We start from the raw sequence: 21101 nt of genomic DNA on the forward strand, positions 1-21101 counted from the left end.
CCCGCGCGCTGGGCATGTGGTCGACCCTGCTGCCCGAGAAGACGTTCTTCCGCGTGCACCGGACCGCCATTGCAAACGCATTGCATGTCATGGATGTGGACCGCCGCAGCGTGGACAAATGGCTGATCCGGATGCGCGCGGTGGACAGCAACTGGCCGGTGTCGCGGTCGTACCGCAAGCTGCTGCGCGAGCGCATGGGGATCTGAGGGCGGCGGTCCCCCTTTCATGTCATTCGTCATGCCGGCATGTTGTTTCGTCCTGGCGGGCGCGACCGTTCGCCAAGTTCTTGGGATCATCTCGCATGCGGCGCAATCCCCGTTCCGCGAGCCACCCTGAGAGAACCGGCATGCTGGCCTCCCGCCTTTTTTCCCGCTTTACCCTTCTGGCGTTGTCGGCTGCCTGCATGCTGGGCGCGTCCCCGGCGCGGGCGACCGACCTGGCCCTGCAGGATGCCGTGTCCATGGCCGGCATGCAGCTTTACCTGAACTCGGGCGCACCCGCCGTGATCATCGCCGTGGTGCGCGGCGACCAGGTCGTGATCCAGGGGTATGGCGAGACGGCGCCCGGCAATGGCGTCGAACCGGACGCGAATTCCATCTTCAGGATCGCGTCGGTGTCGAAGGTCTTCGCCGCAGACGTGCTGGCCTCGCTGGCCGCCAAGGGCAAGCTGAAACTGACCGATCCGCTGGCGAAATACGCGCCCGACAATGCCCGCGTCGAGACGAATGGCCGCCCGATCACGCTGCTGGACCTGGCCACGCATTCGGCCGGCCTGCCGCGTGAATTGCCCGACCCGGACGCCAAGCCGTCCGACAACCCTTTCGCCGCCTTCGATCGCGCCTATTACTGGAAATGGATCGGCGGCAACAAGCCGGCCTACGTGCCCGGCACCACCACGCTCTATTCGAACCTGGGCTTTGGCCTGCTGGGCGATGCGCTGGCGAAGGCGGGGGGAGCAGACTATTCGACGGTGCTGGCCAACGAGGTCATCAAGCCTGCGGGCCTGGTCGATACCACCAATGTGCTGAACGACGCGCAAAAGAAACGACTGATGACGGGCCTGGACCCGTTCGGCAAGCCGGACCCGAACGCCACGGTGCCCGACGTGATGTACGCGAGCGCGGGCATCTATTCCACAGCCTCGGACATGGCGCGCTGGATGCGTTGGCATCTGGACGGCGCCAAGCAGGCGCAGGAGGCGTTCGCGCTGGACCATGTGATGTGGCTGCCGTATGACGGGCTGAAGTCCGTCGTGGGCACCGAAGTGACGGACGCCGACGGCATGGGACTGGGCTGGGTGGTGACGCTGCCGCGCAACGGCTCGCCGCTGCTGCTGGGCAAGAGCGGTGGCCTGGGCGGCTTTATGAGCTATGCCGTGTTGTCGCCGAACCGTGACCTGGGCGTGTTTGTCGTGGCCAGCCGCGTGAACTTCGCGATGTTCGGCAACATCCATTCCCAGGTACGCGAACTGGCGGCCGAGCTGGCGCGGTGATCGGGTCAGGTTTGTGGACGGCCATGGGCAAGCGTCTCGGATTATCGCTCTGCAGCGCCGCGGTCTTGGCGGCATGCGTCGTGCAAGCCGCGTCGGCGCAAGAGACCAGGGACATCTTCAAGACGGAGATCTTCCTTACGCCTTATAGTGAATTGGGCGACGGGCAAGACACGTATCCCCGTTTGAACGGCCGTTTTCTGCTGATGACGGGGTACACCGGTTTCTTCGGGATCAAGGACGACAACGGCCAGATTCCGCGTTCGCATTGGAGCAGCGTGCAGCCGACGGCGGAAGCCGCACTGGTCTTGCAGCTGACGCGGGAATTCTCGATCCGCACGAAGGCGACGTTCAACTCGTCGACCAACGAAACGAAAGACAACGCGTTTTCCGACCTGGGCGCGGACCTGGATAACCTGTTTGTCGCCTACACCGCCGACAACTACGCGCTGTATGGCGGGAAGATGGACCTGGGCTTCGGCGACGCCTGGCACGTCATTGATGGCCTGTATAGCGGCTTCAACGAGAACTCGGAGTTCCGCGGATCGATCGGCGTGGGCGGACGCTACACCTTCGATACGGCAGGCCAGGGAACGCACTCGGTTGCCGCGGTGCTGTTCAAGCGCGACGACACCGGCTTGAACCACCGGCTGAGCCTGGACGATGGTTTCATCCGGCCGGACCAGCCGCCCGCGTTCAGCGACCAGATGAAGTCGTTCATCCTGTCATACGATTTTCGTGATCTGCCCGGGCTGGAACGCTTGTCGGGCGGGGTGGATGCGGGCCGCCTGCACCTGGACCCGAACCAGGGCGAAAGCGCCAACACGGTGTCTGCGCGGCTGCGCTACGACGCGCCCCTGGGCAATTCGTGGAACCTCGGCTGGTTCAACGAAGCGACGTTTTCCAGCGCCTTCCGGGGGGCGCCGGTGTCCAACGGCAATGGCGTGACGTCGCTGTCGTTTTCGCGCGACCGCTGGCAGCTGACCGCGACCGCCGCCGTGCGCAAGCTATCGGGCAGCGAACAGAAGCTGGCGCAGTTCGGGCTCAAGGATGACGTGGATTGGGCGCTTTCAGGCGCGGTCACCTACGTGACGCCGATCGGCTTCATCGTGCAGGCGGGGCTGACGCATCAGCGCGACCAGACCACGCGCATCAACCAGGGTGTTTTTCGCATCGCTTATCAAGCGGGATTCTGAGGGCATCATGACAAGCAAACCATCACTTCTTGCCGGCGCATGCGTTCTGGCGCTTGGCGCCTCCATGGCGGCGTGGGCGCAGCCCGTGGCCGTTGAAAGCGCGCCCAATCCGCCGGCGGACGCCGTCGCGATCCCCAAGGGCAGCAAGGAGCGCGCAGTCGAAGACCTGCCGCGCATCGTCGAAGACATCATGAAGCGCAGCCAGGTGCCCGGCATGGCCGTCGCCGTCGTTATCGACGGCAAGACCGTGCTGGCGCAGGGCTACGGCACGCGCGAGGCGGGCAAGAATGCGCCCGTGGACGCGCAGACCGTGTTCCAGATCGCTTCGATCTCCAAGTCGCTGTCGGCGACGGTGGCGGCGATTGAAGTGTCGAAGGGCACCGTGGCGTGGGGCGATCCGGTGGCGCGGTATCTGCCGGACTTCAGGCTAAGCAATGCCTATGTGTCGGAGCACGCCACCATCGGGGATTTCTTCGCGCATCGATCCGGTTTGCCGGGCACGGCCGGTGACGACCTTGAAGACCTGGGTTTCGCGCGCAGCGACGTCATCGCCCGCCTGCGGCTATTGCCGCTGGACGCCTTCCGGACGTCCTATCACTACGCGAACTTCAGCACGACGATCGGCGCCGAGGCCGTGGCACGCGCCGCGGGGCGCCCGTGGGACGGGCTGGCCGATGACTTGCTGTTCAAGCCGCTGGGGATGACGGCGACGAGTTATCGGTTCAGCGATTTCATGGCGCGCGAGAACCGCGCCGTGCTGCACGGCTACCAGAAGGGCGTGTTCGTGCCGCTGGGGCAGCGCGATGCGGATCAGCAGGCGCCTGCGGGCGGCGCGTCGTCGACGGTGGTCGATATGGCGCAATGGATCAAGCTGCTGCTTGCCGACGGCCAGTATCAAGGCAAGCCGATGATCGCCGCCGGCGCCCTGCTGCCCGCGCTGACCGCCCAGGCCTTTTCCGCGCGGGCGCACGACCTGAATTCGCGTTCGGGCTTTTACGGCTATGGCTTCAACGTCAACACCGAGTTGGGCGGGCGGCCGTCCATGGGCCATTCGGGCGCCTTCCTGATGGGTACGGGCACCACATTCAGGATCGTGCCGTCCGCCGGTATCGGTATCGTGGTGCTGACGAACGGCGCGCCCGTCGGCGCAGCCGAGTCCGTCGCGGCGTCGTTCATCGACACGGCGTTGTACGGCAAGCCCACGCGCGACTGGTTCGCGGCCTATCACGGCGCGATGAAGGGCTTCTTTGAACCGCAAGCGGATCTTTCCGCGCAGACCAGGCCCGCGAAACCTGCGCCGGCGAAGGCGTGGGCGGCGTACGTGGGCCGTTTCGAAAACCCCTATTACGGCACCGCCGACATCGAGCAAGCCGACGATGGCCTGGTCCTGGTGTTGGGCCCCAAGGGCATGCGTTTCCCGGTCCGGCACTGGGATGGCGATACCTTCGCCTTCGCGCCGGCAGGCGAGGCGGACCTGATCGACTCGCTGGCGTCCCTCGTCTTCAAGACGGATCAGGGCAAGGCCAGCGGGTTCGACATCAAGTTCTACGACGACAACGGCCTGGGGCGCTGGACCCGCAAGTAGCCGGGTGCCGCCTGCCGCGTCAGAAGCGGTAGGCGGCGCGCAGCGTCAGCGACTGGTCGCGGTATTGCCCGTTGCCGCGCAGCGCGTATTCCGTCTTCAGTTCCATGCCCTTGGGCGTGACGTATTCCAGGCCAGCCGACAGGTTGCCGTAGGTTTTCGGCATGCCGGACTTCAATGAGAACGGGGTCGTGTTGAAGCCGCTCAGCTGCATGGTCGTCACGACGTCACCGCCGCTCAGGAAACTCATCCCGGCGGCCGCATACGACCGCAAGGTCGAGCCATTGTCCAGGTCATGGCGTCCGCCGATTTCGATCATGGGCGAGACCATGAGCGACGTCGTGTCGTTGCCGCGCACCTTCAGGTTGAACACGCTGGGGCCCTGTTCCCGGTAGCCGTCCTGCCGGATATGGTTCACGTCGACGTCCACGTACGGGCGCAGGTACCAGGACGGCTGGCTGAATTCATAGGCGGTGCGCCACCGCGCCGCAAGAAAGGACGAATCGGGTTTGCTCTTGGCCACGCCGTCCAGCGTGCCGCGCGACATCCTGCTTTTCTCAACGCCGCCATGCACGGCAAGCGCGATCTGCCAGGGCGCGTTGTTGTACTTCAGGGCCAGGCCGCCGGCGAAGGTGTCGCTGTTGCCGGACAGGTCGGAGGACGACGTGGTCTTGCCGTAGGCATAGCTGAGCGATCCCCCCAGGAACCAGTTGGTGGCGACTTCGCGTTGCGCGCCAAGCGTCAACGCCGTCTGCCGGATACGGTAGCCCTGGTCGTTCGAGGTGCCTTCACGCTGCGTCCAGTTCGTGTCCAGGCGCGACCAGACGCAATCGCCTTCGCGCAGGATCGTGCTTTCACCGACAAATCCCGGGCAACTCATCATGCGGTTCATCGAGGCGTACGACGCATGCATCTGGTTGGCGGCGCGGGCGAATTGCCCATCGTGCGCGACGCCGTTCAGCGCGTCGCGGTACTGTTCGGCGGTCTGGATGCCGGTGAATTTGTCGAACAGGGATGCGCTGCTGCGATTGCCCTGATTCCACAGCCCTTGCAGCGCATTCGCGATACTGATGCGGTCTGCGCTGATCGGCAGCGCCGACGGCGTGAAATTGGCATCGACGGAGATCAGCGGGTCGCGCAGGCCGCCGTTGCCGTTGTTCTTGATCGCGTACTGGAACAGCGGGCTGTCGCTGGCGGTGGCCGGGACGCTGGTTTGCGGCGCATCGAAATGGCCGATGCCCAGCCACACGTTCTTCACGGGGTTGCGCAACACCGGCTTGACGGTGCCTGCGAAGGTCGATGCGCCCGACACGGAAATGAAATCGCTGTTGTGGCCGCCGAAATCCAGGTCCGGCCGGTAGGTGCCCGTGTTGTTCAGCGTGCCGGTGAAGCGGGTCGCGGCATACGTGCCCGGCCCGCCCGGGTTCAGGATGCCCGCGTTGTTCAAGTCGCCCTGGAAGCGGCCGCCGCTGTACAGGTTGGCGCCGGCCTGGTTGTTGAACGTGCTGCCGCCGCCCATCACCACATCGCCCGCCATGGTTCCCGTGTTGTTGACGATCGTCAGGCCCAAGGTATCGATGGCGGTCTTGGCCTGGATGGTGCCGGCATTGGTGATGGTGGTGGTGGCCAGCGGGGCGACCGCAAGAATGGCCGTTCCGGACGTGCCGTTGGCGCTGAGCAGCGCGTTCGGACCCACGTTGACGGTGATCGGCCGGCCGCCGCCGTTCGCGCCATTGCTGATGGCCACGATGGCGGGCGAATTGGCGCCGGTGGCGGCCACGTGCGCGGCCTGGCCGATATCGATGGCTACCGGTCCGCCGTACGTCAGGGCGTTGTTGGGGGTGCTGTATTGGTACAGCGTGCCGTCCTTGAACACGCCGCCGCCGCCCACGCTCATGGCCAGGATCGCGGGCGCGTTCGCGCCGGCGGTCTGGACGGTGCCGCCTGTGCCGATGGTCACGTTGACGGCACTGCCATTGCCGGTGCCGCCGGTGAGTCCGGCGCTCTGGATGAGGCCCGTCGTGTAAAGCGCCGAAGACTGGTCGCCGGTCAAGCCGCCGCCGCCGCCCACGCTCTGGGCCAGGATGCCGGCAGCGCCATTGCCGGATGTTGCGACCGTGCCTTGGAGGGTCAGGTTGACGGTGTTGCCGTCGCCGTCTTCGGTGGAAGCGGCGACCGGCTTTAACGTCGTCAGGCCGGCCTGGGTGGCGAGCCCCGCGATGCCGCCGCCGCCGCCCACGCTTTGCGCCACGATGCCATGCGAATTCGTGCCGGCCGTGAACAGGCTGCCGCCGACGTCTTGCGTGACGGTGACCGTTCCTGCGGCGCCGCGCATCGGCGAGTTTGCGCCGAAGGTGATGTTCGCGGCGTTTGCCGCTGGCGTGACGCCGTTGTCGATCGTGACCAGGCCTCCGCCGCCGCCGACGCTTTGCGCCAGCACGCCGAAAGACAGCGCGCCGTAGGTGGCGATGCTGCCGCCCGTGTTGGCGACGGTGACGTTGCCGCCATTGCCGGTGACTGAGTTGGGCGTGGGGCCGAAGGTATTGGTGGCGATGCTGCCCAGCTGGATGTCGACGCTGCCGAGCGACGCGCTGGACGACACCGCGGCTATCCCGCCGCCGCCACCCACGCTTTGCGCCAGGACTCCCGGTGAGAAGATCCCTTGCGTCACGATGCGGCCGGTGTTGTTGGCGACGTTCACGTCGCCTCCCGGCACCAGCGAGAAGTTCGACCCGCCAAAACGGTTCGCCGGGTATTCGCTGCCAAGCGTGATCGTCAGCGTCGCGGTCTGCGTCATGGCGGCCTGGCTGGCGTTGCGCAGGGAAAGTGTGCCGACGCCACCACCGCCGCCGACGCTTTGCGCGATGATCCCTGCGGAGCCCGCTGCGTTCGTCCCCAACGCGCCGCCATGGATGACGTTGACGGCGCCGCCCATGCTCAGCTGGGGGCCTTGTCCAGAATCGCCCGCGACCCCTAGCCCCATCGTCGCGGTGGTGGCGCCCGACAGGAACAGCGGCTGGTCGACGACCGAAAGGCCGCCACCCCCGCCCACGCTCTGGGCCAGGATGCCGGGCGCCTGGACGCCTTGCGTGGTGATCCGGCTGGTCGAGGCGCTGGCGTCGACCGTGACCGCGCCGCCCGCGCCGTTGGCGCCGTCCAGGCCGCCATTGCGCACATTGATGAGGGAGCCCAGCACGGAGCCGCCTTTGGTGCCCAGGATATTGATGATGCGCGTGATCTTGTCGATGATCTCGGGGCTGGTGTTGCCCGCCGCGGCGGACACGACGTCTAGCAGGTCCTGTCCGCTGGCCGTGCTGCGGCCACCGCCGCCGCCGATGCTCTGCGCCACGATGCCTGCTGAACCCCTGCCTTGCGTGGCGACCGTCCCGGTGTTCACGACGAGGCTCGGGTTGGACGCGGTGCCACCGCCCGAGCCGCCGGCGCCGCCGCTGCCGCCGGTCTGGTGGGTGATATTGGCTTGCGGAAGCGCAACGGTGAACACGTTCTCCACGCCCGATCCGGCGGCCTTGATCAAGGCGTCGATACTGGACAGCAGGCTGGATGCCCCGGCCGAGTCGATCATGCCGGCATTGCCGCCGCCGCCACCGACGCTCTGCGCCAGGATGCCGGGCGCATGATCGCCCTTCGTGGCGATGGCGCCGTCATTGCGAACGTTGAAGGCGCTTGCCGCGCCGCCGTCGCCGCCATTGCCGCCGGTCGTCACTCCGACGGACAGGCTGACGGCTTTGCTGAACGCCACTTGCGGACCGCTTTCCAGCCAGCTGGCCGCCTTGTCCAACAGGCCGGCCAGGTTGGAGGGCGAGCCCAGGATGTCGTTGAAGGAATTGGCGTCTTGCGCCTGGACGATGCCGCCGTTGCCGCCGCCGCCACCGATGCTCTGCGCCACGATGCCGGCCGAGCCCGTGCCCAGCGTGGAGACGGCGCCGGTGCCGGAATTGCTGGCTTGCACCCAGCCGCCATTGCCGCCCTTGCCGCCTTGGGCGCCATGCCGCACGCTCAGCTGCAGGTCGATCAGCGAGTTGCCGATGGTCGGTGTCTTGACGGGCGCCAGGACGCCGCCGCCGTTGCCGCCGCTGCCGCCGATGCTTTGCGCCACCACGCCGTTGCTCTGTGCGGCGGCCGTGCTGATGGTCCCGTCGTTGGCGACGTTGATGGTGCCGCCGTTGCCTGCCCCTTGTCCTGCGCCGCCGTTGGAGACCGTCAGCGTGACGGTGCCGCTGGGGTTGTCGCCCACCTGCGGCGCGATCGTGATGGCGCGGGAGTTGGCGACCCCGCCGTTGCCGCCGCCGCCGCCGATGCTCTGCGCCAGCACGCCATTGCTTTGCACGCCCAGCGTCGCAATCGCGCCCTGGCTTGCCTGCGCGAACGACACGGTGCCCGCGGAGCCGCCCTTGCCGCCCTGGCCGCCGGTCGCCACCGTCACGTTCAGCCCGACGCCGACGCCGACGGCATTGGCCGACCCGCCGCTGCCGCCGCCGCCACCGATGCTCTGGAGGACGACGCCTGCGGCATTGGCCGCACGCGTCAGGATCTTGCCTTGCGATGAAAACTGGACCAGGCCGCCGTTGCCGGCCGCGCCGCCCGTGCCGCCGATCGCGACGGTGGCGATGACGCCGGTGGCGTTGGCGTCGCCGCCTATGCCGCCACCGCCGCCGATGCTCTGCAGGATCACGGCTGCGCTGTGGTCGCCGGACGTGTCGATGGCGCCGCTGTTCGTCATCGCCACGCCGCCGCCTGCGCCGCCCGCCCCGCCATGGCCGCCACCCACGCCGATGATGCCGTTGCTGGACGACGCCATCCCGCCGCCGCCGCCCGCGCTATTGGCGACGACGGCCGCGGCGTCGTTGCCGAGGGTGCTGATCGTCCCCGCGTTGGTGAGGGTGATCGCCTGGCCCGCAACGGCGCCCGCGCCGCCGTTGCCCCCAGGCCCGAAGGCGCCGCTGGCGCCGCCGGGTCCGCCCTCGCCGCCCAGCACGCTGGCCACGATGCCTTTCGCACCGACGGTGCCGGTCGCGCCGGTCGTGATCGTTCCGGTGTTGGTGATGGCGATGGCGCCGGGCGTGCCGCCCGCGGCGCCGTTGTGCCCGCCCGCCCACGACCCGTCGCCGCCGTTGCCGCCATTGCCGCCTTGCGTCAGCGCGTAGATGCCGATTCCGCGGTTGCCGGTCGTGGTGATCGTGCCGCCGTTGGTGAGGTTGACCTGGCCGGCATTGCCGCCTGCCGCGGCTTGCGTATTGACGTCGTTCGCGGTCGACGCATTGCCGCCGATGGAGCGCGCGATCACGCCATACACGCCATCGCCCTGGCCGGTGACCGAGGAGCCCGCCGACGAGACGAACGTGATGGTCGACGCATCCCCGCCGCGGCCGGCATCGACGTGCCCGCCAAAGTCGCCGCTGCGCGCGCCGGCTCCGCCGCTGCCGCCCGACGAGATCAGGCCGACGGCCGCGCTGACGTCGTTGGGGCCGGGGCCGCGGGCGGTGATCGATGTGCCGCCCTGCAAGCTCACGTATGCCTCGCCCGCGCTGCCGCCGTGGCCGGCGTTGTCCGCGCCGCCGAACCAGCCGACGATCCCGCTGTCGGATCCGGCGCCGCCCCAGGACTGGACCGCGACGCCGAAGCCGGTGCCGATGACGGTGGCGTTGTTCAGCGTGACGCCCGCGCGGTGCCCGTCGCCGCCGATGCCGTAGCCGCCGTGCGGCCCGTCGGCATTGCCCCACAGGCCGCCGCTGCCGCCGGCCGAGTACAGGTCGATGCCGCGGCCGGTGGCAGTGACGGAACTGGTCGCCAGGGTGTAATCGATGATCCGCCCGCCGCCGCCGTTGCCGCCCCAATGATTGGGGTCGGAATCCCGCCCGTTGCCGCCACGGCCGCCACTGACATCGATGAGGATGCCGGTCTGGCCGGGCGCCGTCGCGTTGATGTGCTGGTTGCTGTCCTGGTGGACGAAGTCAGACGGGGCCCATTGGCCGTCGTGGCCGTTGTCCGGGTAATCGCCGCTGGAGCAGCAGGTGCCGTCCGCGCCGCGATTGACGTAGGACAGCGGCTCGGACTGCGCGTAGCCCGGCCGGCCGAACACATACAGCGTCGATATGCCGGCGTGCAGCAGGACGGCAAGCCAGGGGAACCGGGGGCGGAGCCGGTCCGGCTTCGGGAGATATCGCGGGGAGGTCATGGCAGCGCGTCGACGTCAAAACGGGGCAGATAAGAAAATCGCCGTTCGCCGCTTGCCGGACAAGGTGAAGATGACGAATCAACCATCCTGTATGACGAGTGCCTGCCGCCTGGCCACCGGTGCACGCGGCCCAGCCGTTTGCCGAAACCGTGTCCAGGCGCAGGCGGCCGCCGCATCCCGAAACCGGTCCGGCGCCGCGACGCCGACGTGTCGTGGCGCAGCGGGTGGTATCTTGTGCCTGTTTTCTCTACCCGCCTTGCCCATGTCCGATACCTCGCATTCCGCCGACGCCCAGCCCCCTGACGAGCCGGCGGCCATTCACAGGCCTTTTGTCCAGAACCACGGCACCCACCGCACGCTGCATTTCACGCAGAAGGAAATCCAGAGCAGCATGTCCGTGCTCAATCCCGATGCGTTGGAGCTCGAGTACACGCGGATGATGATGGGCTTTGTGCTGTTCAACCCCGAGCCCGCCCGTATCCTGATGGTGGGCCTGGGCGGCGGTTCCCTGCCGAAATTCTGCTATCGGCACCTGCCCCGGGCGGCGATTGAAGTGGTCGAGATCGATCCGGCCGTGATCGCGCTGCGCGATACCTTCATGGTGCCGCAGGACGATGCGAGATTCTCGGTGATCCAGGCCGATGCGGCAGAGCATCTGCATCGCCTGTCGGACCACGCCGACGTGATCTTCCTGGACGGCTTTGGCGTGGGCGGCATTCCCGATGCGCTGTGCGCCGAGGCGTTCTATGCGGATTGCCACCGGGCGTTGCGCGATGACGGGATCCTGGTCATCAACTTCCACGTCAATCACCCGATGCATCACGACTACCTGGACCGCGTGCGCGCGGCCTTCGGGTCCGCCATGTTCGAAGTGGTGGACGACGACATGACCAACAGCATCGTCTTCGCCTGCAAGGGCGATTTGCTGAACGACCCGGCCGCCGCCGATCTCAAGCGCCCCGCCGCCATCGCCAAGGACGCCTGGCGGCAGTTGATGCCGACCCTGCGCGTGATCGGCGCGACTCTGGAGCTCAGGTAGCGCCCGAGCCGCCCGCGCGCTAGGCGGCTTTCCTGATCACCACCGGGATGGACTTGTAGCTGGGCGTGCCGCTTTGCTTGTCCTGATAGTCCAGCGGGCAAAGGTTGTTGGCTTCGGGGTAGTACGCGCCGACCGAGCCCGGCGCGATGTCGTAGGCAATGGCGGTGAGCCGCAGGCGGCGATGGGATTCGCCGGGCAGGCCGGTGCTGATGTCGACCGCGTCGCCATGCTCCAGGCCATGCCGCGCCAGGTCGGCGGTATTCATGAACAGCACGTCGCGCCGGCCGAACACGCCGCGGTAGCGGTCGTCCAAGCCGTAGATGGTGGTGTTGTACTGGTCGTGGCTGCGCAGTGTCGTCAGTTTCAGGCTGCCCGATTCGACGGCGCCGGGGTCTTCCTGCAACCCCTTGAAGGGCAGGAATTCAGCCTTGCCCGACTTCGTTTTCCAGACGCGTTCAGTGGGCGGCAACGGCAGGCGGAATCCGCCCGGCTTCAAGATGCGTTCGTTGTACCCGCGGAAATCCGGGTAAACCTTTGCGATCAGGTCGCGGATGCGTCCGTAATCTTCGACCAGGTAATGCCATTGAACGCGCGTGTGGGGCAGCGTGGCGGCAGCCATGCCCGCGATGATGGCGGGTTCCGAGCGCAGGTATTCGGAGGCCGGCGCCAGCTTGCCGCGCGAGGCGTGCACCATGGACATGGAGTCTTCCACCGTGACGGACTGGGCGCCGGTGGCCTGGACGTCGCTTTCGGTACGGCCCAGCACCGGCAGGATGATGGCGTCGCGCCCGATCATCAGGTGCGACCGGTTCAGCTTGGTGTTCATGTGCACCGCAAGTTGCAGCCGGCGCATGCCGGCCTCGCACTGCTCGGTGTCGGACAAGGCCATGGCCAGGTTGCCGCCCAGGCAGATCAGCACGCGGGTGTAGCCGCTGACCATCGCCTTCATGGCGTCGACCGCGTCGTGCCCATGGCGCTCGGGCGGGCGGAAACCGAAGGTCTTTTCGATGTTGTCGAACATCACCGGATCGATCTTCTCGGTGATGCCGACGGTCCGGTTGCCCTGCACGTTGGAGTGGCCGCGCAACGGGCAGATGCCGGCGCCGGGCCGGCCGAAGTTGCCGCGCATCAGCAGCAGCGCGGCGATCTGCTGCACGTTCTGCGTGCCGCGCGCATGCTGGGTGATGCCCATGCCATAGGTGACGATGGCGGCCTTGGATTTGGCGTAGGCGGCGGCGACCTGTTCAAGGTCGGCTTGCGTCAGGCCGCAGGCTTGTTCGATGTCGGCCCATGCGGTGTTGTCCAGGTCTTCGATATAGGCGTCAAAGCCGTTCGTGTGTTCGGCGATGAACGCGTGGTCGATGGCGCCGGGCGCGCGGCGATCGGCCGCCAGCAGCGCTTTCATGATGCCTTTGAGCGCGGCCGCGTCGCCGCCGACCTTCACCTGGTAATAGGTGGACGCGATGCGCGTGGAACCCAGGGTGCCCATTTCAATGGCGTTCTGCGGGTCGGCGAAGCGCTCGAGCGCCCGTTCGCGCAAGGGGTTGAACACGATGATGGGTACGCCGCGGCGCGCGCATTCGTGCAAGGTGCCCATCATGCGCGGGTGGTTGGTGCCGGGGTTGTGTCCCATCGAGATGATCAGGTCGCAGGCGTCGAAGTCGTCCAGCGACACCGTCCCCTTGCCGATGCCGATCGTCTGCGGCAGGCCGACGCTTGTGGCCTCGTGGCACATGTTCGAGCAGTCGGGGAAGTTGTTGGTCCCGAACTCGCGCGCGAACAGGCTGAACAGGAAGGCGGCTTCGTTCGAGGCGCGGCCCGACGTGTAGAACTCGACCATGTCGGGTTCGGGCACGCTGGCCATGGCGCTGCCGATGCGCGCGAACGCGGCGTCCCATTCGATGGGCTGGTAGGTGTCGCTGGCGGCGTCATAGACCAGCGGGTGCGTCAGGCGGCCGGCGTCTTCCAGGTCGTGGTCCGACCAGGTCTGCAATTCCGTGACCGTGTGCGCGGCGAAAAACTCCGGCGTGACGCGCTTCTTGGTGGCTTCCCACGTGACCGCCTTCGCGCCGTTCTCGCAGAACTGGAAGGTGGACGTGTGGGCCTTGTCGGGCCACGCGCAGCCCGGACAGTCGAAGCCGTCGGGCTTGTTGGTGCGCAACAGCAGCACGGGCGCTTCGGCCAGGCGCATCTGGTCGGCCACCGCCTGCGCGGTCGCCTTGAGCGCGCCCCAGCCTCCTGCGGGCGCGTCGTAACGATGGATACCGGTCAGGTTGCGTGATTTCATGATTGGTCTCTTAAGGGGAGCTGCGCATCGTCCGGCTGGCGGCCGCCGGGGATCGGGCGGCGCGGGACGAGAAAAAATGGTGCGCTGCCGTAGAGCCTGCCACAGCCAGGATGATCGGCACCAGAAAACCCTGATCGACGCGCGTGAATTCGGCGATCAGCACGATGGCGGTCAGCGGCATGCTCATGGAGGCCGCGAGGAATGCCGCCGCGCCGACGACGGCATAGGCGCCGAGCGGCGCGCCCGGCCAGGCCAGGCTCCACAGGCCGCCCAGGACGACGGCCAGCAGCGCGCCGATGGCGATGCCCGGCGTCAGCAGGCCGCCCGAGGCGCCGGCGCGCAGCGAGCTGCTGGTGACGGCGACTTTCAACACCAGCAGCGTGGCCGCCATCCCGATGGTCAGTGCATTGCTGAATCCCAATTGGGCGGCGCCCTTGCCGTTGCCCAGCAGCGCCGGCAGCGCCATGGCCAGGCAGCCGATGAGGGTGAAGTTGATCAACGCCGCCACGGGCAGGCGCCAGCCGCGCGCGGCATGGCGGCGGGCGGCCGACGTCAGCCGGACGAAGCAATAGGCCGCCAGGCCGAACACCGGGCCCGCCAGCACCGACCACGCGATGAGACCGGCATTGACCGTCATGGCGGGCAGGGCGTACTGGATCTCGTCGCCCAGCCCGATCCAGGCGACGACGGCGCCAATGCAGCTGGCAGCCAGCGCCGCCGTGGCGGCGGGCCAGGTGAAGGTGCCCAGCAACACTTCCAGCACGAAGAGCGCGGCGCCCAGCGGCACGTTGTACACGGCGGCCAGGCCCGCGCCTGCGCCGCACGCCACGATCAGGCGATGCGCGTCGGGCGGCAGGCGCAGCAGCGCCGACAACCGGCCGGCGGCCAGCGCGCCCACTTCGCGCGGCGCGACTTCGCGTCCCAGCGGCGAGCCCAGCGCCACGGTGACGATCTGCAGGGTGGCGTGCGCCAACGTCGTCTTGGCGGGCATGCGGGCGGTGGGATCCCGCACGGCCTCGGTCACGCTGACCAGCGGGCGCCCATAGCGGTAGATCAGCCACCAGCCGGTGCCAGCGACCAACCCGCACACGACCAGCACCAGCAAGCGGCGCGTGCCGTCGGCGGCTTCGACCCCTTCCAGAAAAGACTCGTGGCTGACGATGCGGTCCAGGCTGTAGCCATAGGCCAGATGCTGGACCGCGTGCAGCAGCATGCCCAGCAACATGCCGCCCAGGCCCGCCACGACGCCGGTCAGCAGAACGGCAATAAACAGTCTGGCGCGCCATCGCGGCGGATCGTCCGCCGAACCCTCATTCATCGCTGAACCACTCCTATCCGTCCCGCGCCCGCAAAGGCTTGCAAGCGTTTTATAGCAGGCAGTGTATGCAGGAGGTTGTCAACGAAATGTGATCGGGGAGGTCAAGGGCATGCGCGCGCCAGGGGGAGACCGGAACGGTCCGACCCCATTTGGACGCGCGCTGTCGGCGGTTCAGCGCGGCATCTCGCACTCGATCCAGCCGAGCACGCTGGCGTGCCGTGGCGACCAGCCCAGTTCCTTGCGCGCCTTGTCGGCGCTGACGCGGCTGTTGGATCCCAGGGCGTAGGCGCCCAGGTCCCTGCCCCAGCACGCGATCGCGTCGGCGGGCGGCCAGGGCTGGGCCGCGCCCAGTCCTAGCCGGTTGGCGATGGCGCCGACCAGGTCGCTGAACGACGCCTCGCCGTTCTCGACAAAATAGAAACTGCCGGCTGGCGCCTCGGACAGCGCCAAGACATAGAGCGCCGCAACGTCGGCGATATGCACGTTCGACCAGCGGTTCAGGCCGCGGCCGACGTGCCGCGCGATGCCGCTGGCTTGCGCCTGCGCGACCAGCGGCGGAATCTGCACGCTTTGCGCGCGCGGCCCGAGCGCGTTGCCGTAGATCAGGCTATGGCACAGCACCACGCCGTGCACGCCGGGCGCTGCGGCCAGGATGCGGTCGTTGATCGCGATGCGGGCGGCCTTTGCCGGGACCGGCGTGATGGGGGTGGCTTCGTCGAAGCGCGCCTCCGAGGGTTCGCCCAAGGCGTCGTCCGCGACCAGGCTGGAGCCGCTGGTGTGGATAAAGCGCTTGCCGCTGCCGCGCAACGCCTCAAGCATGGCGTCGACCGCGCCGCCGTGATCGCTGTCGGCGGCGTTGATGACGGCGTCGGCCGCACGCGCTTCATCCTGCAGCAGCGGGGAATCGTCCAAGGTGCCGACAACGGGTTCGATGCCGAAGGCGCGTAGCTCGTCCGCGCGCGACGGATCGCGGATCAGTCCCCTGACCGCGTGGCCGGCCTTTGCGAGTGTTGCCGCGACGGCGCCGCCGATGAATCCGCCGGCGCCAGTGATGAAGATCTTCATGCGGGTTGCTCCTGGTTGTGCGGGTAGGCCGGATAGTCCGTCAGCCCCCGGGCGTCGCCGCCGAAGAGGGTCGCGCGGTCATGCTCGGCCAGCGGTTCGTCGTTGCGCAGCCGTTCCGGCAGATCGGGGTTGGCCACGAACGGCCGGCCAAACGCGATCAGATCGGCCCAGCCCGCTTGCAGGGCATCGCGGGCGCGCAGGGCGGTGTACTTGCCGGCGTAGATCAGCACGCCGGGGTAGGCGCGGCGCAGCGCCTGCTTGAAGGCCGCCGGCATGTCCGGCGCGTCGTCCCAGTCCGCCTCGGCGATGTGGAGGTAGCCCACGCCGATCTCGCCCAGGCGCTGCGCGGCAGCCGTATAGGTGGCCACCGGGTCCGCATCCACGCAGCCGTTCAGGGTGGTCAGCGGCGCCAGGCGGATGCCGACGCGGGCCGGATCGCCCACGGCGTCGACCAGGGCGCGGGCCATTTCGTCCAGGAACCGGATGCGGTTCTCCAGCGAACCGCCGTACTCGTCGGTGCGCGCATTGGCGTGCGAATCCAGGAACTGGTTGACCAGGTAGCCGTTGGCGGCATGCAGCTCTACGCCGTCGAAACCGGCAACGAGGGCGCGGCGCGCGGCTTGGGCGTATTCCTCGACGATGGCGCGGATTTCGGCTTTGGACAGCGCGCGCGGCAGGGAGGCCTGCACGAAGTTGGGGCTGCCATCGGCATTCTCGACGAAGACGTTGATGCCGTCGGCCTGGATCGCGGATGAGGACACGGGCGCGCGGCCGCCCAAGAGGCTGGTGTGGCTCAGGCGCCCCACATGCCACAGCTGCGCGAAGATGCGGCCGCCGGCGGCGTGCACCGCGTCGGTCACACAGCGCCAGCCGGCGACTTGCGCCGGGGTGCACAGGCCCGGCGTGCCGGCATAGCCCTTGCCCATGGGCGAGATATAGGTGCCTTCGCTGACGATCAGGCCGGCGCTGGCGCGCTGGGCGTAGTAGTGCGCCATCAGGGCGTTGGCTTCGTCGCCCGGCTGGGTGGCGCGCGAGCGGGTCATGGGCGGCATCACGACGCGATTGGGCAGCGTCAGGCCGCCCAGCGTCAACGGCTCAAACAAGGGATCGCGTGTCTTCATGGAGGCTCTCTTCGGGGGATTCGGTATGGAAATGGGGCAAGACTTCTTCCGCGATTTCGCGCAGTGTCTCGTCCAGCGGCCGGGTGTTGCGGCGCAGGTGCAGTCCGATGTGGTGCACGCCCGAGGCATGCAGCGCGCGCAGTTCTTCGATCAAGGCGCGGCGGCCGGCCTGTGCGCCGAAACGGAACCGGCGCAGCGGCGCGTCGGCATCCTCCACCAGGTCCAGATGGATGAAGCTGATGTAGGGCTTGTCGCCCGCCACGCGGCGCCAGGCGGCGGCGCGGTGCAGATGGTCGTCCGGCGCGCCGGGGTAAGCCAGGCAGCCGTCCAGATGGGCGCCGATCCAGTCCGGCGTCTGTTGCGCCAGCCCGGCCACCAGCAGCGGCAGCGGCGAGGGCGGACGGGGCAGCATGGCCAGGCCCGGCGGCAAATGCGCGCGCGCGTTGTCGCGCAGCAAGGCGATCTGCTCGCGGAACGCCGCGCCGCGCGAGGCGAAGTCGCGGCCGAACAGCGGGTACTCGACCGGACGGTCGCCGCTGGCCACGCCGAACAGCAGGCGGTTGCCGCTCAGGTGCTGGAGGGTGGAAGCCGACTTGAGCGTTAGCAGGGGTTCGCGCAGCGGGAGCACCACGGCCGCCGTGCCCAGCAGGATGTCACGCGTGATTCCCGCCAGATACCCCAGGTAGCTGAAGACCTCGAAGACCTGGGCGGCGTCGCCGAAGTTGGGGTCGTACACGGGCACATCGCGCACCCACAGCGCGCGAAAGCCCAGATGGTCGGCCAGGCGCGCCAGATCCGCATGCTGCTGCAGATCCGGTTCGCCGGGCAGGCGGCCAGACTGCCGCCGGGATGCCTCGCCGGCGGCGGTCCAGTCATGGTCGAGCGGGGCTTCAAGACCGATGCTGAAGCCGCCAGCCGTCAAGGTGTCCAATGCGGTCGTCATGGCGATTTCCTTTTAGTCCCAGGCGGCGGCCAGGCCTTCCGGGCTGACTTCGCGGCCGTTGCGTTCCAGCGCGGCGATCGCGGCCATGTCATCGGCCGTCAACCGCAGTTGCTGGGCGAGGAGGTTGCTGGCCAGGTTCTCGCGCCTGGTCGACGACGGGATCACGGAATAGCCCAGCTGCAGCGCCCACGCCAGCGCGACTTGCGCGGGCGTGGCGTCGTGGCGTTCGGCGATCTGGCCGATGACGGGGTCTTTCAGCACCTTGCCGTAGGCCAGCGTCATGTAGGACGTGACGTGGATGCCCTGCTCTTTCAGGAAAGCGGTCAACGCGGCGTTCTGCAGGTACGGGCTGAGCTCGATCTGGTTGGTGGCGATCGCGTCGCGGCCCACGGCGGCGATGGCGGCGCGGGTTTCGGCGATGGGGAAATTGGAAATGCCGATCTGGCGGGTCAGGCCCTGCGCCTTGGCTTGCCCCAGCGCGGTCATGAATTCCGCGACGGTCACGCCATTGCCCGGTGCGGGCCAGTGAATCAGGGTCAGGTCGACGTAGTCGGTGCGCAGCTTGGCCAGGCTGTCTTTCAGGCTGGGCACGAGCTTGTCCTGGCCATAGTTGGGCACCCAGATCTTGGTGGTGACGAACAAGTCTTCGCGGGCCACGCCCGACTCGGCGATGGCTTGGCCGACCTCGGCTTCGTTCTCATAGATCTGCGCGGTGTCGATGGCGCGGTAGCCGACGTCCAGCGCGTTGCGCACCGAATCGATGACGACCTGGCCTTGCAGGCGGAACGTGCCGACGCCAAATGCGGGAATGCTCATGTAAAACTCCAGGGTGGGTATGCGGGGCCGGACGGTATTGCCCGGGAATGCAGCCAGTGTGCCCGCGCGATACTTGCGGAAAAAGCCCTGTATTGGCGAAAGACTTTTGATATAACGTCAACTATGAAAACCACACTCGACGAAATGCAGGTCTTTATCGCCGTGGTCGACAGCGGGTCCATCACCGCCGCCGCCGACGTGCTGGGGCAGACCATTTCGGCCACCAGCCGCACGATGAGCCGGCTGGAAGAGAAGCTGCAGACGACGCTGATGCGCCGCACGACGCGCCGGCTGGAGCTGACCGAAGAGGGCAAGACCTACCTGGAGCAGGTGCGGCGGATCGTGGCCTCGGTGGAGGAAACCGAAGAACTGATGAACGTGCGCCGCAACCAGCCCGCCGGGCTGCTGCGGGTGGATGCGGCATCGCCGTTCATGCTGCATGTGATTGCGCCGCTGGTGCCGGGCTACCGCAAGCGCTATCCGCAAGTGGAGCTGGAGCTCAACAGCAACGAAGGCAACATCGACCTGCTGGAACGCCGCACGGACCTGGCCATCCGCATCGGGCGGCTGAAGGATTCGTCGCTGCACGCGGTGCCACTGAGCGCAAGCCGCGTGCGCGTCCTGGCCAGCCCGGCGTACCTGGCCGCGCGCGGCACGCCCAAGCGCGTGGCGGACCTGGCCTCGCACACGCTGCTGGGTTTTTCGCAGCTGGAATCGTTGAACGAATGGCCGTTGCTCGATGGCGATGGCCAGCCCCTGCACGTCAAGCCGGGCGTGCGCGCCTTCAGCGGCGAAACGCTGCGGCAGTTGGCGCTGAACGATGGCGGGGTCGTCTGCCTGTCGGATTTCATGACGCGCGGCGACCGCGCCAGCGGCGCGCTGCAGCAGGTGCTGGTCAAGCAGACGCAGGACGTCAGGCAGCCGATCAATGCGGTGTATTACCGCAATACGGCGATCTCGTCGCGCATCAAATCCTTCATCGACTACGTGGTGGAGACGATCGGCAAGGACGGTTTCCTGGAGCCGGCCGCGCGGTGAGAGATGTGTCCATTGGCGACAGGGGCATGGTGGACGCCAGGGGCAACCGTATACTGCCCCCGTTTATTTTCCAGGTCCCCGAACCATGAGCATCTTCTCCCGTTTCTTTGGCCGCAAGGAAGAAACCGCTGACGCCCGCGCGCTGTCCGCCAACCCCGCCATCGAGAACCCGCTGAGCCTGCAAGTGCTCATCAAAGCGCCGCTGGCGATCGCGGAAGACACGCTGACGGCGGCGCTGCGCGCCTATCACCCGTCGATGGGCCAGGCGCGTGCCGAGATCGCGCCCGACATGCCCGAATTCCTGGGTCTGGCCGGGTGGGACCAGCATGTCGTGCGGATGGTGGGCTTCAACGCGCCCTATCCCAAGGACTCGCTGGAAGCCTGCGTGGCGCCCGCGCATTATCCGGGCACGGTGAAGGACGAGATCCGCGGCCATGCCAGCCACATCATCCTGTATTACGCCGGCTTTGAAGAAGATCCGCTGGAGCAGTATGTGGCGCTGGCCGCCGTGGCGGGCGCGTTGACGGGCTTCGGAGCAATGGCCGTGCTGAACGAGCATGCGCACACGTCGCTGCCCGCCGGCGTGTTCGACGCCGAATCGCTGGGCGAGCAAAGCCTTGACCTGTTGCGTACGCTGCCGCTGAACATGCTGTATTGCGGCTTCGTGAAATACGAGGTGGAAGGCGTGGACGGCGTGTGGATGCGCACCTACGGCGGCGACGCGTTCGGGCTGCCCGACTTCGCGGCGCTGGCCAGCGGCCATCATGAAGGCGAGACCTACTCGAACATGTTCAACAACATCATGGGATACCTGCGCGAGAGCGGCGCCGAGCTGGCCGCCGGCCACACGATGCAGATTGGCGAAAACGCCTTCATGAAGCTGCGCGACCCGGCCGAGGAAGAGTATTACCTGGACGGCCCCGGCCAGGTGCTGGTGGCCGAGATCATCACGGCCGACGAGATCAACAAGCCGCAATAGCGGCGAACGTCCGCGCGCCGGCGATAGCAGCC

At 67.7% G+C, this 21101-nt stretch carries 14 protein-coding genes; 7 read left to right on the forward strand and 7 right to left on the reverse strand.

Features of this window, described 5'->3' with window-relative positions:
- The 4 genes from ACO6D5_RS12535 to ACO6D5_RS12550 all read left to right on the forward strand — a co-directional run.
- Positions 1-206 (forward strand): LytTR family DNA-binding domain-containing protein (locus ACO6D5_RS12535; RefSeq protein ID WP_485825552.1); only part of this gene is annotated, 206 nt, incomplete at its 5' end.
- A 140-nt stretch (positions 207-346) separates the two neighbouring features.
- Positions 347-1492, forward strand: a complete 1146-nt coding sequence (gene ampH / locus ACO6D5_RS12540) for a D-alanyl-D-alanine-carboxypeptidase/endopeptidase AmpH (RefSeq protein ID WP_485825553.1) — start codon at positions 347-349, stop codon at positions 1490-1492.
- Between the two features lie 80 nt (positions 1493-1572).
- Positions 1573-2685 (forward strand): hypothetical protein, encoded by a 1113-nt coding sequence (locus ACO6D5_RS12545; RefSeq protein WP_485825554.1) that lies wholly within the window; start codon positions 1573-1575, stop codon positions 2683-2685.
- Between the two features lie 7 nt (positions 2686-2692).
- The gene (locus ACO6D5_RS12550) at positions 2693-4270 is read left to right on the forward strand and encodes a serine hydrolase (protein ID WP_485825555.1); all 1578 of its coding nucleotides are present in this window, start codon (positions 2693-2695) and stop codon (positions 4268-4270) included.
- Between the two features lie 19 nt (positions 4271-4289).
- Here ACO6D5_RS12550 and ACO6D5_RS12555 read toward each other — a convergent pair whose 3' ends face one another.
- The gene (locus ACO6D5_RS12555; protein ID WP_485825556.1) at positions 4290-10463 is read right to left on the reverse strand and encodes an autotransporter outer membrane beta-barrel domain-containing protein; all 6174 of its coding nucleotides are present in this window, start codon (positions 10461-10463) and stop codon (positions 4290-4292) included.
- Positions 10464-10725: 262 nt separating this feature from the next.
- On the opposite strand from ACO6D5_RS12555, the gene ACO6D5_RS12560 reads away from it, so the two are divergent.
- Positions 10726-11502, forward strand: a complete 777-nt coding sequence (locus ACO6D5_RS12560) for a fused MFS/spermidine synthase (protein ID WP_485825557.1) — start codon at positions 10726-10728, stop codon at positions 11500-11502.
- Between the two features lie 19 nt (positions 11503-11521).
- Here ACO6D5_RS12560 and ACO6D5_RS12565 read toward each other — a convergent pair whose 3' ends face one another.
- The 6 genes from ACO6D5_RS12565 to dkgB all read right to left on the reverse strand — a co-directional run bounded on the left by ACO6D5_RS12565 (position 11522) and on the right by dkgB (position 19052).
- Positions 11522-13792 (reverse strand): FdhF/YdeP family oxidoreductase, encoded by a 2271-nt coding sequence (locus tag ACO6D5_RS12565; protein WP_485825587.1) that lies wholly within the window; start codon positions 13790-13792, stop codon positions 11522-11524.
- Positions 13793-13799: 7 nt separating this feature from the next.
- Complete coding sequence (locus ACO6D5_RS12570) at positions 13800-15107, reverse strand: chloride channel protein (RefSeq protein ID WP_485825558.1); 1308 nt, start codon at positions 15105-15107, stop codon at positions 13800-13802.
- 171 nt (positions 15108-15278) lie between these two features.
- Positions 15279-16172, reverse strand: coding sequence for an NAD-dependent epimerase/dehydratase family protein (locus ACO6D5_RS12575; protein ID WP_485825559.1), 894 nt, complete (start codon positions 16170-16172; stop codon positions 15279-15281).
- A complete protein-coding gene (locus ACO6D5_RS12580) occupies positions 16169-17293 on the reverse strand; it encodes an alkene reductase (RefSeq protein WP_485825560.1) in 1125 nt (374 codons plus the stop codon). Before ACO6D5_RS12580 ends, ACO6D5_RS12575 begins: the two co-directional genes overlap by 4 nt.
- Complete coding sequence (locus ACO6D5_RS12585; protein ID WP_315528580.1) at positions 17268-18236, reverse strand: TIGR03571 family LLM class oxidoreductase; 969 nt, start codon at positions 18234-18236, stop codon at positions 17268-17270. The genes ACO6D5_RS12580 and ACO6D5_RS12585 overlap by 26 nt, the downstream gene beginning before the upstream one ends.
- Positions 18237-18248: 12 nt before the next feature.
- Positions 18249-19052: a 2,5-didehydrogluconate reductase DkgB gene (dkgB, locus tag ACO6D5_RS12590; RefSeq protein ID WP_315528581.1), complete on the reverse strand. Its 804-nt coding sequence runs from the start codon at positions 19050-19052 to the stop codon at positions 18249-18251.
- 123 nt (positions 19053-19175) lie between these two features.
- Here dkgB and ACO6D5_RS12595 point away from each other — a divergent pair, with 123 nt between their 5' ends.
- Together ACO6D5_RS12595 and ACO6D5_RS12600 are read left to right on the forward strand one after the other, a co-directional pair.
- Positions 19176-20090 carry a LysR substrate-binding domain-containing protein gene (locus tag ACO6D5_RS12595; RefSeq protein ID WP_485825561.1) on the forward strand — a complete coding sequence of 305 codons (915 nt, stop codon included), beginning with the start codon at positions 19176-19178 and terminating at the stop codon, positions 20088-20090.
- 85 nt (positions 20091-20175) lie between these two features.
- The gene (locus ACO6D5_RS12600) at positions 20176-21069 is read left to right on the forward strand and encodes a DUF4261 domain-containing protein (RefSeq protein WP_485825562.1); all 894 of its coding nucleotides are present in this window, start codon (positions 20176-20178) and stop codon (positions 21067-21069) included.
- Positions 21070-21101 lie beyond the last annotated feature (32 nt).

This window comes from Achromobacter sp. (assembly GCF_057314935.1).